This window comes from Rothia sp. HMSC069C04, assembly GCF_001812895.1.
Lineage (GTDB): Bacteria > Actinomycetota > Actinomycetes > Actinomycetales > Micrococcaceae > Rothia.
This window is the reverse complement of the sequence record NZ_KV810736.1, coordinates 497303-513853: the sequence shown is the minus strand read 5'-3', so window position 1 is coordinate 513853 and position 16551 is coordinate 497303. Positions and strand designations below refer to the sequence as shown.

General features: G+C 60.9%; 11 protein-coding genes. 10 read left to right on the top strand and 1 reads right to left on the bottom strand.

What is annotated here, in order from left to right; genetic code table 11:
- The first annotated feature begins 236 nt into the window (after positions 1–236).
- The 10 genes from clpB to HMPREF2879_RS04720 all read left to right on the top strand — a co-directional run bounded on the left by clpB (position 237) and on the right by HMPREF2879_RS04720 (position 14043).
- Complete coding sequence (gene clpB / locus HMPREF2879_RS04765) at positions 237–2846, top strand: ATP-dependent chaperone ClpB (RefSeq protein WP_070634929.1); 2610 nt, start codon at positions 237–239, stop codon at positions 2844–2846.
- Between the two features lie 158 nt (positions 2847–3004).
- The gene (locus HMPREF2879_RS04760) at positions 3005–3973 is read left to right on the top strand and encodes a Sir2 family NAD-dependent protein deacetylase (protein ID WP_070634928.1); all 969 of its coding nucleotides are present in this window, start codon (positions 3005–3007) and stop codon (positions 3971–3973) included.
- A 199-nt stretch (positions 3974–4172) separates the two neighbouring features.
- Positions 4173–5390, top strand: a complete 1218-nt coding sequence (locus tag HMPREF2879_RS04755) for an excalibur calcium-binding domain-containing protein (protein ID WP_070634927.1) — start codon at positions 4173–4175, stop codon at positions 5388–5390.
- Positions 5391–5704: 314 nt separating this feature from the next.
- Positions 5705–6748, top strand: a complete 1044-nt coding sequence (locus HMPREF2879_RS04750; protein ID WP_070634926.1) for an excalibur calcium-binding domain-containing protein — start codon at positions 5705–5707, stop codon at positions 6746–6748.
- A 314-nt stretch (positions 6749–7062) separates the two neighbouring features.
- Positions 7063–7812 carry a DUF4956 domain-containing protein gene (locus HMPREF2879_RS04745; protein ID WP_070634925.1) on the top strand — a complete coding sequence of 250 codons (750 nt, stop codon included), beginning with the start codon at positions 7063–7065 and terminating at the stop codon, positions 7810–7812.
- Positions 7813–7930: 118 nt separating this feature from the next.
- Positions 7931–8851 (top strand): polyphosphate polymerase domain-containing protein, encoded by a 921-nt coding sequence (locus tag HMPREF2879_RS04740; RefSeq protein WP_049343170.1) that lies wholly within the window; start codon positions 7931–7933, stop codon positions 8849–8851.
- Between the two features lie 228 nt (positions 8852–9079).
- The gene (locus HMPREF2879_RS04735) at positions 9080–10831 is read left to right on the top strand and encodes a carbohydrate-binding domain-containing protein (RefSeq protein WP_049343171.1); all 1752 of its coding nucleotides are present in this window, start codon (positions 9080–9082) and stop codon (positions 10829–10831) included.
- Positions 10832–11182: 351 nt separating this feature from the next.
- Positions 11183–11392: a DUF3073 domain-containing protein gene (locus HMPREF2879_RS04730; protein ID WP_049331591.1), complete on the top strand. Its 210-nt coding sequence runs from the start codon at positions 11183–11185 to the stop codon at positions 11390–11392.
- 309 nt (positions 11393–11701) lie between these two features.
- Positions 11702–12772 carry a phosphodiester glycosidase family protein gene (locus HMPREF2879_RS04725; protein ID WP_049343172.1) on the top strand — a complete coding sequence of 357 codons (1071 nt, stop codon included), beginning with the start codon at positions 11702–11704 and terminating at the stop codon, positions 12770–12772.
- Positions 12769–14043, top strand: a complete 1275-nt coding sequence (locus HMPREF2879_RS04720; protein WP_049343173.1) for a glycosyltransferase — start codon at positions 12769–12771, stop codon at positions 14041–14043. Before HMPREF2879_RS04725 ends, HMPREF2879_RS04720 begins: the two co-directional genes overlap by 4 nt.
- A 240-nt stretch (positions 14044–14283) precedes the next feature.
- Here the strand turns inward: HMPREF2879_RS04720 and HMPREF2879_RS04715 are convergent, their stop codons facing one another.
- On the bottom strand, positions 14284–15987 hold the full coding sequence (locus HMPREF2879_RS04715) for a S8 family peptidase (RefSeq protein ID WP_070634924.1): 1704 nt from the start codon (positions 15985–15987) through the stop codon (positions 14284–14286).
- Positions 15988–16551 lie beyond the last annotated feature (564 nt).

The window sequence follows — 16551 nt, the reverse complement described above, 5'->3', positions numbered from 1 at the left end:
GCAAGCGCCCAGCCTCGCAAGTACCCAGTCCGGTCAGTATAACAATGCGGTTTTGACTGGGGCTTTTGTCCGGGGCTTTTGTTTGGGGGTCAGGGGTGTGAGGTGGGGTGAGGTGGGGTGAAAAATATGAAAATTTTTTTGCAGGAGGCTTGCGAAACATAATTGAGTGGAGTAGACTCAAGTTATGTAATGCAGGGGCGCATAGGATAAGCCCCTCGAAATGCGAAAGGAACATCATGGACAACAAGTTCACGACCAAGAGTCAAGAAGTTATCTCGGCGGCAAATACTAATGCTCAAACCGCCGGTAACCCCACTATTGAAACCGCGCACATCCTCAAGGCCCTCATGGACCAGCGCGAAGGCGTCGCCGTAGCAGTCCTCAAGGCTGCAGGCCTGGATGTGGACGCTATCTCCGAGGCGGCATCCGCTGAAATCAAGAAGCTGCCGAAGGCATCCGGTGCCTCCGTGCAGAACGCCTCCCTCAGCCGTGCCGCGCTCTCCGCTCTGCAGGCGGCACAGACCCGCGCCCAGGGCTTCGGAGATACCTACGTTTCTACCGAAATGATTCTGCTCGGCATTGCCAGCGGCACAGATAGCACCGCTGAAGCAATGCACAAGCTCGGCGCTACCGCAGAGCTCATTGCACAGACCATCCCCACCGTCCGAGGAGACCGCACCGTGGACACCCCCGACCCCGAAGGCACCTTCCAGGCGCTCGAAAAGTACGGTACCGACCTGACCGCTATTGCCCGCGCGGGCAAGCTTGACCCGGTCATCGGCCGCGACTCTGAGATTCGCCGCGTTGTGCAGGTGCTTTCCCGCCGTACCAAGAACAACCCCGTGCTGATTGGTGAGCCCGGCGTCGGTAAGACCGCCGTCGTGGAAGGCTTGGCACAGCGCATGGTTTCTGGCGACGTGCCCGAATCCCTGCGCGGCAAGACCCTCATCAGCCTGGACCTGGGCTCCATGGTCGCAGGCGCAAAGTACCGCGGTGAATTCGAGGAGCGTCTGAAGGCTGTCCTCGAAGAAATCAAGAAGTCCGAGGGTCAGATCGTGACCTTCATCGACGAGATTCACACCGTCGTCGGTGCGGGCGCGTCCGAAGGCTCCATGGACGCAGGCAACATGCTCAAGCCCATGCTTGCCCGTGGCGAGTTGCGCCTGATCGGTGCCACCACCCTGGACGAGTACCGCGAGAACATTGAGAAGGACCCCGCACTGGAGCGCCGCTTCCAGCAGGTGTACGTGGGCGAGCCCAGCGTAGATGACACCATCGGTATTCTGCGCGGCCTGAAGGAACGCTACGAGGCACACCACAAGGTGCAGATCGCTGACTCCGCGCTGGTTGCCGCAGCAACCCTGTCCAACCGTTACATTCCCTCCCGTCAGCTGCCTGACAAGGCAATTGACCTGATTGACGAGGCAGCATCCCGCCTGCGCATGGAAATTGACTCCGCACCGGAGGAAATCGACCAGCTGCGCCGCGCCGTGGACCGCCTCACCATGGAGGAACTGGCACTTGCCGACGAGACCGATCCCGCATCCGTGGAGCGTCTGGAAGCGTTGCGCAAGGACATGGCTGACAAGAAGGAACAGCTCGACGCCCTCAACGCTCGTTGGGAGGCCGAGAAGGCTAGCCTGAACCGTGTGGGTGACATCAAGACCCAGATTGACGAGCTGCGTTCCCGCGCAGAGGTTGCACAGCGCGAGGGTAACCTCGCCGAGGCATCCCGCCTGCTGTACGGTGAGATTCCCGCAAAGCAGGCTGAGCTGGAAGAAGCACAGCGCGCCGAGGACACCGCCAAGAGCGAGTCCATGGTCTCCGAAGAGGTCACCGCGGACGATATCGCCGAGGTGATTTCCTCCTGGACCGGTATTCCCGCAGGTCGCATGATGCAGGGCGAATCCGAGAAGCTGCTCGAAATGGAGAAGCGCATCGGTGCCCGCCTCATTGGTCAGGAAGCCGCAGTGGTTGCCGTCTCTGACGCTGTGCGCCGCGCCCGCGCCGGTATTTCCGACCCGAACCGCCCGATTGGTTCCTTCCTGTTCCTGGGCCCGACCGGTGTTGGTAAGACCGAGCTGGCTAAGGCACTGGCTGAGTTCCAGTTCGATGACGAGCGTGCCCTGGTGCGCATCGACATGAGTGAATACTCCGAGAAGCACACCGTTTCTCGCCTGGTCGGTGCCCCTCCCGGATACGTCGGCCACGAAGAGGGCGGTCAGCTGACCGAGGCTGTACGCCGTCGCCCCTACTCGGTGGTCCTGCTCGACGAGGTTGAGAAGGCACACCCCGAGGTCTTCGACATCCTGCTGCAGGTACTCGATGACGGCCGCCTGACCGACGGCCAGGGCCGCACCGTGGACTTCCGCAACGTCATCCTGATCCTGACCTCGAACCTCGGTTCGCAGTACCTGGTCAACCAGGACCTGCCCTTCGAGGAGCGCTCCGAGAAGGCACTGGAGGTTGTGCACCAGGCATTCCGCCCCGAGTTCCTCAACCGACTGGACGACATCATCATGTTCCAGCCCCTGTCGGCTGAGAACCTGGGCCAGATTGTGGGCCTGCAGATCAAGAGCATGGCTAAGCGTCTGGAGGACCGCCGCCTCACCCTGAACGTCACCCCCGCCGCCCTGGAGTGGCTGGGTAAGACCGGCTACGACCCGGCATTCGGTGCCCGCCCGCTGCGCCGCCTGGTACAGCGCGAGATTGGCGACCGCCTGGCTCGAGGCATCCTCTCCGGTGCAATCCACGACGGCGACACCGTGACCGTGGATGTGAACCCGGACGTTGCCAGCGACGGTCTGTCGGTGACCTCCGAGCGTGAGCAGAAGGCTGAGAACTAAACCGGTCTGCTGGGCGGACTTAGCCCGTGGCTGAGTTTGCACATTCGAAACCATACGAAATAGGCTGTGGGGTACCCTCGAAAGGGGGTGCCCCACAGCCGTTTAACGCGTTAGAACCGCGCTGAACCGCACTAGTACACAGAGCATTGAGGAGAAGAATGGACCGCTGGACTGACCACCAGAACTTCGCCGCCGCCGGTGAGCAGCGCGAAGAAATCGCCTCCGTGCACCGTGCCGCAATCCGCTCGATTCAGCGCGTTGTCTCTGAGAACGCCACCCCGCACGACGAAGAATACGCCTCCGCGGGTATTGCCGAGCTACTCAAGGCGGGTAAGGTTCTCGTGCTCACCGGCGCGGGAGTAAGCACCGAATCCGGCATCCCCGACTACCGCGGACCCGGCGGTTCCCTGCACGACCACCGCCCCATGACCTACCAGGAATTCCGCTACGATGACGCCGCCCGCCAACGCTACTGGGCGCGCTCCTACGTGGGTTGGCGCCGCATGCGCCGAGCCGAACCGAACCGCGCCCACTATGCGCTCGCCGAGCTGGAGCAGCTGGGTGCCGTGAGCGGCGTGATTACGCAGAACGTGGATGGGCTGCACGCCCGCGCTGGAAGCTGCCGCCTGCTGGCACTGCACGGTGACCTCTCCCGTATTGTGTGCCTGGACTGCGGGCAGGACGAGAGCCGCGAAAGCCTGGATGCACGCCTGGACGCGGCGAACCCCGGCTACCTGGCGCGCCTTGAAGACGAAGAGCTGCGCGTGAACCCTGACGGTGACGTGGAGCTGGACGAGCGCTATATTCGCGATTTTCAGATGGTGCCCTGCATCGCCTGCGGTTCGACCCGCCTCAAGCCGGATGTGGTGTACTTTGGTGAGTCCGTGCCCGCCGAACGTAAGGCGCTCAAGGACGCCATGCTCGCTGAATGTTCGGCGCTGCTGGTGGTGGGCTCCTCGGTGGCGGTTATGAGTAGCTACAAGATTGTGTTGGAGGCTCTGCGTGCCGGCAAGCCGGTCGCTGTCATCAATGGCGGCCCCGGTCGTGCGGATGCGAAGGCTACCTACCTGTGGCGCACCGGCGTGGGTGAGGCGCTGGAACTCATGCTCGACGCCGTTGACGTTTAAGGTTGCTGGAGTCGTTGCAGAGGTCTAGGCTGCGCTGTTTTCCAGTGAATGCTGTTTCTCTAGCGAATTTTGCCGCGCGTGCACTGACCTATAGCTGGCCCGTCGTTAACTGCACGAAAGTGCTATTTTGTGTTGCAAGTCATTGCAAATAGCCCCTGGACAGGCGGATACACCCAGAGCGCGGGGATAAAATGATGGGATGGACATTCGACACACTATCACTCGCTTCGGTGCCACCGCCCTGATCGGCTGCGGTCTGGCGGTCACCGCAATCCCCGCAACGTTCGCTCAGAACGGTGAAGAGTCCGTCACCCACGTCTACTCCGACAAGGCGACTTCCCACATCTCTGAGGTCTGGTACAAGGGCGAAACCCTGAAGATTACCGGCGAAGGCTTCCTGACTCAGGACGGCACCTCCGGCTCCGTCATCGCTATCAAGCTGAACAAGGGCTCCGTCAAGATTGACGGCAAGGACTACCTGGAAGTTCAGGCTGACGAGAAGGGCAACTTCTCCGTTTCCATTCCCTGGCAGAACGACCTGGATGAGCGTATCTCCGTGGACGTCTACCTGCTCTCCGGCTCCCTGAAGGACAACGACACCGCTCGCGGCGGCAAGGCTGCGACCGTGAAGATTGAGGCTCGTTCCGTTCAGGAAGCAACCCCCTCCGCTACCGCTTCGGTGAGCCCTTCGGCAACCGCTTCTGCTTCGGCTTCCGTGGTGGCTACCCCCTCCGCTTCTGTTGCGCCCTCCGCATCTGCGACTCCTTCGGCTTCGGCTACCGCCGCTGATGAGGTTGTTGCCTCCGTGGATGCAAAGATCAAGGACCGCGCCGATGAGAAGGCGTCCGCTACCGCTTCGGTGAGCCCCTCGGCTACCGCGTCGGCTTCCGCTTCTGTGGTTGCAACCCCCTCTGCTTCGGCTTCTGCTTCCGCATCGGCTTCCGCTTCGGCCACTACTGAGCAGAACGCACCTGTAGCGAACGAAGCGAAGGATCAGCTGGGTGATTCCACCTCCGCTACCGAGCAGGTGACCGCTTCGGCTGAGAGCACCCGCTTCGCGAACTGCGCAGAGGTTGCGGCTGCTGGCCTGGCGCCCATTCACGAAAGCCACCCGGACTTCCGTAAGAAGTTCGACAACGATGGTAACGGCCTGGGCTGCGAGGTTATCAACAGCGAGGTGACGGACGGTTCCTCTTCCAACGGTTCCTCGGGTTCTTCTTCCCGCAACTCTGGCGGCCTGGACAACCTGGGTAGCGGTTCCTCCTCTTCGAGCAATTCCACTTCGAGCCGCGCTCAGCGCTCCTCCCTGGCTAACACCGGTGCTTCCAACGCCTTCACCATGGCTGGCCTGGGCCTGGTAGCTCTGGGTCTGGGCGTTGCTGGCGTGACCGCTGTGCGTAACCGCAAGAACTCCTAAAACTATCGTCACCGCCCGGTGCGGTGCGTGAGAGTCCCCTCTCCTGAACGCTTTTGAATGTTCGGCGGAGGGGATTCTTGCGTTTAACGGGGTGGTTTTTGTTGGCGTGTTGTGTCGGTGGGATGGCGCATGTACTTGCTGGTTTCTTCAAGTCTCAATTGAGACTTTAGGGGTGCACGGCGGTGCAAAAGGTCTCTATGGTTCAACCATGCCTTCAATAAACCTTCAAGAAAACCCCGGTTTGTGAGTCAGGTCATGGCAAATTGGCGTCTTGGGAGCCGGTATCCCAAGCTTCGCTCGTTAGAATGGGGGGCATGAACATTCGAAACAACATCGCACGCATCGGTGCCACCGCTCTGATTGGCTGTGGCCTCATTGCTACTTCCGTTCCCGCAACCTTCGCTGTTGAAGGCGCGCCTCAGACTGTCTACACCTACGCAGACTCTGCACAGTTCATTGCCCCCGACACCTGGTATGAGGGTCAGGGCCTGAACATTGGTGGCGAGGGCTTCAAGACCGCTGACGGCACCTCCGGCTCCGTTCTGGCTCTGAAGCTGAACAAGGGCGCCGTTAAGATTAACGGCCAGGACTACCTGGAAATCCACGCTGATAGCGATGGTAACTTCTCCGCCACCATCCCCTGGCAGGAAGAGCTGCACGGCAGCGTTTCCGTTGACATTTACCTGCTGTCCGGCTCCCTGAAGGACGGCGACGTTCCCCGCGGCGGTAAGGCAGCTACCGTGACCATTAAGGTTGCAGAGCAGCCCGCACCGGCTCCTTCGGAGGACCCGACCCCCGCTCCTTCTCAGGACCCGACTCCGGAACCCACCCAGGATCCCACTCCCGAGCCCTCCAAGGAAGCAACTGCTGAGCCGACCACCGAGGCTCCCAAGCCTGCTGAAGAGACCTCCGCACCCGCAGTTGAGGACGCTAAGGAAACCAAGCCTGCCGAAGAGCAGAAGTCTGAAGACCAGAAGTCTGACCAGGCTTCCGACTCCTCCGCAAAGGACGAGAAGACCTACAAGTACCAGAACTGTGCTGACGTGTGGGCAGACCGCGGCACCTCTATTCATAGGGGTGACCCGGACTTCCGCGATAAGTTCGACGCTGACGGTGACGATGAAGGTTGCGAAGAGCAGCCGAACTACGAGAACTCCAACAAGTCTGACAGCGTTTCGCTGAGCTCCGGCTCGAATGACAACCTGGGCTCCGGTTCTTCGAACGCATCCTCCAAGAGCTCTTCTTCCCTGGCTAAGACCGGTGCATCCGACGCGATGACCGCTGCTGGTCTGGGTCTGATTGCTCTGGGTGCTGGTGGCGCGACCATCGTGGCAACCCGTATGCGCAAGAAGGCATAATAACGCCTAGTCGCTAAGTTTTTAGCTGCTTTTATGGGCTCCCTCCATATCGGAGGGAGCCCATTTTTTGTGCTTTTTGAAGCTGTGGGATGCTCCGTCAAGGACGCGAGAAAAGAGAAAAATTACGATTGAATAGCGCCACGATTAGGGTATTTATTAGAGACATATAACACTTATCTATAAGTTAAGGCGAGCACAGGGTAAACACAGGCTTGCACGGGAATCTAGATACTACAAAGAACGCACAGCCCGAAGCTGAAGAACAGACAGCAAAGAGCACCGCGAACATCACGACACGATACCTGGAGCACCCAATGACTATTCTGACCATGGCGATTGCCGATGCCATAGCCATCGCAGCTCTCTGCACCCTCTACATGGTGCGGCACCGCAACCGCGAACTGATGATTTCCTACGCGGTCATCAACGCCGGCATCTTCACCGTCTCGGTGGCGCTGGTATCCGCCGGATCGAACGCATCCGCTATGGGTATGGGCCTCTTCGGTGTCCTGTCGATTATCCGATTGCGTTCCACCGCCCTGAGCCAGCGCGAGGTGGGTTACTACTTCGTAGCCCTCTCGGTCGGCATGATCGCAGGTGTGAACATTAGCCCGGCGTACATCGCCTTCGGCCTCATGGCTACCCTGGTCGCCCTGATCGCGATTCTCGACTCGCGCAGCACCCCGGTCTCTACCGATCAGACTCAGGCCGTCACCGCCGATCGTGCGATCAGCGACGAGGAAGAGCTCAAGGCATACCTGAGTGCTCGCCTGGGTTACACCGTCACCTCGGCGAAGATCACCGAGCTGGACATGGTGAACAACCTGACCCGCGCCACCGTCACCTACCAACCCAAGGAAACCACCGAGGGCGGCACCCCCGCGGCAGTGGAGACAGCACCGGCTAACGCAGCACCGATTGCGGCTCAGCCTGTAGCCGCTCAGACGGTAGCATCGCAGGCTCCTGCGGCCTACCCGGCAGCACCTCAGGTTCCCACCGCCGAGGCGCACACCACCCTGGACACCCGGATGGTTCCGCTCCAGCGCACCCCGGTAGGCAAGTAAGACCAGCCGGTATAAAAGCCTCCGATTCACTCTAACTGCACAAACATCTCCGATACCCACGACACGCCGCCCCCAGCGCACAGCACGCAGGGACGGCGCCCCAGAAGGACGAAGACCCATGACTAACGCAGCCGCAAACATCATCCCCGCAGAGTGGAAGAGCATCAGTCTCGAAGCCATGAACGAGAAGGCAGCCATGCAGACCCGTGTGGACCGCAAGTACATCGTCGATGCGGAAACCGCCGCGAAGGTACTCTCCACGCTTGACGCAGACGCCTCCGTCATGGACATCAAGGGCCAGCGCGACTTCGCCTACGACTCGGTCTACTTCGACACCCCGCAGATGCAGAGCTACCACTCGGCAGCCTACAGCCGCGACGATACCTTCAAAATCCGTACCCGTAGCTACCTGGACTCGAAGCTGACCTTCCTGGAGGTCAAGACCGACGGCGAGCAGGACATGACCGTCAAGAAGCGCATCCCGTACACCTTCGAGAAGCGCGATACGCTCACCGCGGAAGGCCACGAGTACATCACTGCGGCACTTGGTGACATCCTCGCGGGCCCCGTGCACAAGCTGGAGGCGGTCCTGACCACCGGGTACCGCCGTACCACGGTCTTCCTGCCGCAGAGCGAGAAGAACCCGGTCGCCTCCCGCATGACGGTGGACACCAACCTGACCTGGACCCCGCTGTCCGAGAACATCCTCATGGCGGGCGTGAACTACCGTAACTTCCACGGCAACCTGGTCGGCACCACCTACGGCCTGCCGAACACGGTCATCATCGAAACCAAGTCCGGTGTGGAGCCCTCCGTAGCGGATCAGCACCTCTGGGATGCGGGCATCACCCCCTCAAAGATTTCCAAGTTTGCAACCGGCGTGGCGGCGCTGAACCCGCAGCTGGCAAGCAACAAGTGGAAAGAGACCCTGGAGAACTGGATGCACCTGGAACCGGTCGATGGCACCCGCCTGAACGTGGATGACATGACCGAAGAGGATTACCAGAAGCTGCTGACCGAGCGTTTCGCAGCCGCCTAAAACGGCAATCTGGCTAAAACGGCGATCTGGGATGCGCGGGTAGGGTAGTGCACCTACCTTACCCGCACCCCCAGCCCCTCATCTATATCCCCCGAACCAAGCACAACATCGGCTTTATTCACCCCACATAGGCAATAACCGCTCTCACACATGTTCACATTTCACATACGTCTTACCCCTGTGGCGCTGGCTCTACGCGAGTGGTCACCCAAACACAAAGGAAAACCCGTGAAAAAGAGCAATATGATTAAGAGCGCAACCTCCATTACCCTCCTGGCGGCCCTGGCCCTGACCGGCTGCTCGGCAACCTCGGCATCGAACACCAGCGCGACGAGCGCCATCAGCACCTCCACCTCGAGCGATTCCGACACCAAGTCGAAGACCGCCGATTCCTTCTCCACCGACGTGAAGAGCGGCGCGAAGCTCGCCGAGGACACCCACTACTCCGCGAAGGATCTGACCTGGGATTCCTCCAGCGAGGTCACCATCGATCTTTCTAACCCGACCGCGACCGACGGCGTGACCGTCAGCGATGGCGTCATCACCATCACCAAGGCGGGTAACTACCGCCTGAGCGGCACCTATAGCGGCCAGGTCAAGGTTGAGGCAGCCGACAGTGACATGGTCCGCCTGATCCTGGATAACGCGACTATCACCAACTCCACCGGCGCGGCTATCAACGTGGTTGAGGCGGACGAGGTCGTTATCTACACCGCCTCGGGTAGCACGAACACCGTCTCTGACGGCTCCTCCTACTCCGATACCGCCAGCGGCAGCCCCGACGCAGCCATCTACTCCAAGAGCGACCTGACCCTGGCGGGCGAAGGCACCCTGAAGGTTGAAGGTAAGTACGAAGAGGGTATCCACACCACGGACGGCCTGGTCAGTGCCTCCGGCACCCTGGAAGTGAACGCGGCAAACACCGGCATCAAGGGTAAGGATTACGTCGATATCCTGGACGGCACCATCACCGTGACCGCAACCAAGGACGGCATCAAGGCAACTAACGACACCGACGGCAACCGCGGCTGGGTACGCCTGGGCGGCGGTACCGTGAACATCTCTGCAGGTGACGACGGCTTCAAGGCTGAGCGCGTGCTGGAGATTTCGGGCGGTACCCTGAACATCACCGAGTCGAACGAGGGTATCGAGGCGCAGTACATCAACATCCTGGACGGTACCGTGAACGTGACCAGTTCCGATGACGGCATCAACGCCTCGTACAGCACCTCCAGCTCATCCAGCACCGAGTCGACGTCGAGCTCCACTACGCAGACCAGCCAGACTGCCCAGAGCAACCAGACCGCGCAGAGCAACCAGACCGCGCAGAATACCCAGAGCGGCCAGTCGGCACAGGGTAATGCAGCGCAGGGCGGTCAGGGCGGTCAGCCCCCGGCAGGTGGCCAGGCGCCCTCCGGTAACATGGGTCAGCCCCCGGCCGGTGGCGGCGGTGGCATGGGCGGCGGCATGGGCGGTGGCCACGGCACCTTCGAGGTTGTCGACGCGACCATCAACATTGCCGGTGGTACTGTCACCGTGAACGCAAACGGCGATGGCATCGACTCCAACGGTACGGCAACCCTCTCGGGCGGCACCCTGGTCGTGAACGGCCCGTTCACGGGCGGTAACACCTCGCTGGATACCAACGGCGACCTGCTGCTCAACGGTACGACCGTGGTTGCGGGTAACTCTGGCGACATGTTCGAGGCGCCCGCATCCTCCTCCACCAGCGGCTACGTGAAGCTGACGAACCTGTCGAATGTCAGCAGCGGCACGACCATTCAGGTGGCCGATTCCTCGGGTAAGGTGGTGGCCAACTACAAGGTGACCAACTCCAACACCTCACTGATTCTGGTTTCCAGTGCCAATATCACCAAGGGCCAGAGCTACACGATGTACACCACGACCGATAGCGTGGATGCCTCCAGCACTTCCGTGGCCTCGAACGCAACCTCGCTGGGTAGTTTCACCGCAAGCTAGGGCCCGGAACTTGGGAATCCCATAGACCCCGCGCCGGAGGTCATGACCGGTGCGGCTGATTCTCTCGATGCCGGTCTTGTGAGTGAGCCGCTCGAGAGACACGAACCCCGCTTCGAAGCTGAGTATGCCTTCGATGCGGGGTTCCGTGCGTGGAGAGCCGAGAGCGAGAAAAATAAAACGGATGTTCTGGTGCATAGGGGTGCTCCGCTCCGTAAAATACGTGTTGCAGAGCGCGACATTGAACGTCAAAACAGGGTACTCTATAGTGTAGTAAAGACTGTAGAACGATCCGAGGGAGGGCGTGCCCCGCGCGCCCGTAGCTTCGGACAGGATGAAAGAGGGGGTCACGCCATGGGGCGCGGCCGTCAGAAGGCTAAAGCAACAAGGCAGGCTCGGGAGATGAAGTACTTCAGCCCCGAGACCGACTACAGCGCTCTCGAGCGTGAGCTCAGCAGCGCGAAGAATACCAAGTCCTCCGATTCGTCCCGCCGCCGCTATGACGACGAGGACGACTACTCGGCATACGCTGAAAAGTACGCTTCCTACGAGGATGAGGCATAGGGATACGCGGAATGATTCGGTAGGTATCGACCGAGCGTATTCTACAGATGATGAACCGGCTTGAGGCCCCGCACGGGGTGCTCAGCCGGTTTTTTCGTGCCCTCAATACCCCAAGCCGAGAGGGCGAGCCCCGGGAGGAGCGCGGATAAGGGGACGCGTAACCGAGAAAAACACGAAGGAGACCGCTCAGCCGGAGGCCTCGAAAGACGGAACACCCCTGCATAAAATAATTTCGGCTGAATAAGCATACATAGCTGAGGCACAGCTTAGTCATGCCTGGCGCTGAGAGTACACGGGCAATCTAGAGTCATGAATAACGAACAGAACATGACTCAGAACAGCAACCAGACCACCCAGGCCGCGGCAGAACAAACCGCCGCAGAGCAAGCCGCAGTAGAACAGAAGCTCGCCAAGAAGAAGCTCACCCGCCGTATCTTTATCGGAGGCGGCCTCGGCGCGCTCGCCGTTGTTGGCGGCGGCGCGGGCTGGGCCTACAATCGCTACCTGGCAGAGCACACCGAGATCGAAGATACCACCGCCTACGAGGCGGCCGCGGCCCAGGCGAACGCCTCGGCATCCGGCTCCGCCACCGCAAGCCCTAGCGAACTGACCGGGGTGAAAATCGATGGCCAGAGCCTCACCGCTAACGAAGGCTCGATTACCATCACCTCCACCACCACCGGTAGCGGCTCCGACGCGGTTGTTTCCTTCGTCGCGGACATCAAGCTCGATAACGCGACCCTGCTGCGTAGCGCCTTTGCGAACAACAAGTTCGGCCAGAACATCATTGATACCCCCTCGAATATCGCATCGGAGCACAACGGTATCTGGGCCATTAACGGCGACTACTACGGCTTCCGTACCACCGGCATCGTGATCCGAAACGGTGTTGTCTACCGTGACTCCGGTGCACGTGAAGGCCTCGCCTTCTACCGCGACGGCTCCGTCAAGCTCTACGACGAAACCGCAACCAACGCCCAGACCCTCGTCAACGAGGGCGTGTGGAACACCCTCTCCTTCGGCCCGGCCCTGGTGAAGGATTCCGCAATCGTTGATGGCATCGACAGCGTTGAGGTGGACACCAACTTCGGTAACCACTCGATTCAGGGTAACCAGCCTCGAACCGGTGTGGGTGTGCTCGGCGCCAACCACCTGGTCTTCACCGTGGTCGATGGCCGTTCCACCAACTATTCGCGCGGCGTAACCATGACCGAGTTCGCGCAGATGTTCAAGGACCTGGGTTGCGTGAGCGCCTACAACCTGGACGGTGGTGGCTCCTCCGCCATGGTCTTCAACAACAAGCTGGTCAACCGCCCCCAGGGTGGCACGAAGGAGCGTGGAACCAGCGACATTCTCTACATTGCCGGGAGCGCATCATGATTATTCTAATTCCCGCATATAAGCCTGACCAGTCTCTTGTCCGTCTTGTGCACGCTCTAAAGGCGCAAGACGCGAGCGCAGAGATTCTCGTTATCGACGATGGATCCGGTAGCACCTATGCGCCAATTTTTACCGAGCTGCACCTGGATGGGGCCATCGTTCGGACCCACCCCGTCAACCGAGGCAAGGGTGCGGCCCTGCGCACCGGCATCGAGTGGGCGCGGACCAATCGCCCCGGTGAGATTCTCGTGACCGCGGATGCGGACGGCCAGCACCTACCCCAAGACATCTTCCGGGCGGGGGTGCGCGCCGAGAGCCTGGCCGCCTCCGGACAGCGGGCCATCGTCCTGGGCGTACGCACCCTACCCGATCCGGATGCGGGGGAGGAAGGCACTAGGGTTCCGCTGCGCTCTAAGGTCGGCAATAGCGTAACCGTTGGGTTCTTCGCCCTAGCCACCGGAAAGCACGTGGCCGATACGCAGACCGGGTTGCGTGCCTTTACCCCGCAGATTCTGGACTGGCTGCTACAGATTCCGGGTGATAAGTACGAGTACGAGTTCTCCATGCTGCTGCGCGCCACGCGCGCCGAGATGGAGCTGGTGCAGGTACCCATCGTCAAGGTGTACGAGCCGGGCAACCCGACCAGCCACTTTAGGCCTCTGCAGGACTCGGCCCGTATTTACGCGCCGCTGCTGCTCTTCCTGGCGTCCTCGTTTGTGACCGGGTTCCTGGTGGATGCGCTCGCGCTCTTCGCGCTCGTGGCTCTGGGGGTTCCGCTCCTGGGGGCAGTGGTGGGGGCACGCGTCATCTCGGCGCTGACGAACTTCACCGTCAATCGCATAATTATGCATGACGGGGGCTCGCGGCCCTCGACCTCCTCCTCGCTGGTGCGATACGCGACGCTGGCGGTGTGCATCCTCGCCGCCAATGCGGCCCTCATGGAAGCCCTGACCGGGCTGGGCGCATCCCTGCTGGTGGCCAAGATTCTGACCGAGCTCATCCTGATTCCGGTGAGCTTTGCGGTTCAGCGCCGCTGGGTGTTCGCGGATAAGCCCTCGCAAGAATCCGGCACGCGGAAGGCCGACTCCACCCGGATCCCCGCGGGCCGGGCACAGGATCAGGCTCACGGTGGCTCGTACCGGGGTGTGGCCCGGGAGCAGGCGCCTGTGGTTCTACGCTCCGGCGGAGCGTCGGGTCTGCGCGCCCTCAGCTACGAATCGGCTCGACTGGAAGCTGCCGGCCTGCGCGGCTCGCGCACCCGGTCCACCTAGACCGGTGGCCCGTTTCGGTAGCCACCGGCGCTGGACGGATTACCGTTCGAGCCCTCAGCCTCTCCCGCTCGTTAGTCGTGAGGACGGCCGGGAGAAATCAATCCGCACCTGATGCGTGCGGTGTTCTGTTCACGCAAAGCCCCCACCGGGACGTACCCGGCGGGGGCTTTGTGATTGTCATTCTTTGAGGTTTCCCACGGCTAACGCCGCCGGAAGACTGAGGGGTGAGAGCTCACCGAATTACTGACCGGGAATCAGGCCGTGCGGGGTAATCAGGAACGGCGGGTTGTGATTCGTGGTCGGGTTGGTCACGTAACCGGTGCGAGCCGCACGGGTCGGGTACTTCGGTGCACGCTTGGGCTTGGGGTGCGCCGGGGCGGCGTTCTTGCCCTGCAGGACCTCAAGAGCGCTCGCGGCGTTCGCGATACCCGCGCCGCATGCGTTCACATTGCAGGTCAGCGGCTTTGCGCTCTGCTTGAGGACCTGCTTTGCACGATCGGCGGTCAGCGAGGGGTCCACGGACTTCATCAGGGCGATGATGCCGGCCACCTGGGGAGCCGCCATGGAGGTGCCATCGTACTCGGTGTAGCCGGCACCGGTGGATACGGTGGTGCCGAGGTCCACGGTAGACATGATGCCGTCGCCGGGGGCGCTCACATCAACGATCTTGCCGTAGTTGGAGAAATCGCTGCGCTGGCCCTTCTGATTCGTGGAGCCAACCACAATCGAACCGCCGCAGTTTGCGGGGGCAATCTTGGAGGTGTCCTGATCGTCGTTACCGGCGGCAACCACCAGAATGGCACCGCGCTTATTCACCTCGGCAATGGCCTTGGAGTAGGTCGCGGGGCAGGTACCCTCGCCACCGAGGGAGAGGTTGATGATCTGGGCGGGGTGGGTGTTGGCGGGCACGCCTTCAACGGTGCCGCCCGCGGCCCACACCATGGCATCCGCGATATCGGAGTCGTAGCCACCGCACATGCCCAGGGCACGCAGGGGCAGAATCTTGGCGTTAGGAGCCACGCCCGCGATGCCGCGCTTGTTGTTCATGATTGCGGCGATGGAACCGGCCACATGGGTGCCGTGCCAGTTGGACTCGGAGGCCTCAGAGCCAGCGTCGCAGACGCCGGCTTCTTCCCAGTTGCCCTGGTCGGTGGGGTCGGCGTCGCGGCCGTTGCCGTCACGGGCGATGGAGGGCTCGGTGATGAAGTCGTAGCCGGGCAGAACGTTCGCGTCGAGGTCCGGGTGCTTGACGATGCCGGAGTCAATCACAGCAACGGTCACGCCGGAGCCCTGGGTGGTGGCCCAGGCCTCGGGAGTGGAGATGCCCTTAGCGTCGTGTAGGTTCCACTGCTGGGGGTACAGGGTGTCATTCGGGGTGACGGCCGCCTGGGTCTTCGAAGCGCTTGCGGCCTTGGCCAGGGTACTGGTGGCCTGGCGGCGCGCGCTGGAGCGGCGCATCAGGTCGGGCTCGACGGAGGCGACGGAGGCGTTGGAGCTCAGCGCCGCCATGTACTTCTCCGCCTGCTCTGCGGTGAGCTTGGAGGAAGTGGTCACCACGGTTGCCTTCTGGGAGGTGGTGCGCACGTAGTTGGTTTTGACATTGAGCAGGTCGTCGATCTTCTGCACGTCGGCGGTGATGCCGGAGTAGAGGGAATCGCTCCAGGTGGCAACATGGGTGCCCGCGGGGCTTGCCCAGTTGATGCCGCCGGCGTTCAATGCGTCATCGGTGTAGGTGATGACGAAGCGGTTGAAACCTGCCTTCTGCTGATCGGAGCTGAGGGAGGAGATGGTCGTGTGTGCTGCGGCGCGAGCTGCGTTGCTGGTCTGGGCGGGAGCCGCGAAGGTTGCGGGTGCGCCCAGGGAGGCCACGAGTGCTGCGGCGGTTCCCATGCTCAGTGCGACGCGTGCGATGCGGTGCGAGGAGGGATGAGTGGTAAAAGACATCGGGGTCCTTTGCATATGTGAGTGCCGGAAGCGGCAGTTGGTGAGGATGACCCACTCACATAAATGCACTTTTCGGAAAACATTTATATTTCTTTGTGTGCCGCGTTGGCAGTGCGGTAACGGAAAGAAAAATGCACATTACTGCATTAATGTGCAATGTTTTCTAAGCCCCTGGAGGAGTTTATTTCGGAAGTGGTTTATGCGGTGAGATATTGCTATCCTAGCACCTTTCCCTCATTGCAAAGCTCCAAAAACCGGGAATGTGGCACAGCTAATGTATTTTTTTGATTTTGGGATAAAAATAAAGAATTGCCTAGTCAAGACAATATTGAGAGATTGAAGTAAAGATTTAGATATTCCTCATCCCGGCATAAATAGTTGCATAGCAGAATTGATATTTTAGGAATAAAGTATCGCATTATCGCAAGCACCATTCCGCCGGGTAGTGCATGAACACCACCTGATGGCTCGTGACCTGAGTGCGCTGAGAACGCTGAGGGTACCGAGAGCGCGGGGCGTTAGGTCGCAAAAGGCGGGGCTCGGTGAAGGATCCTTCACCGAGCC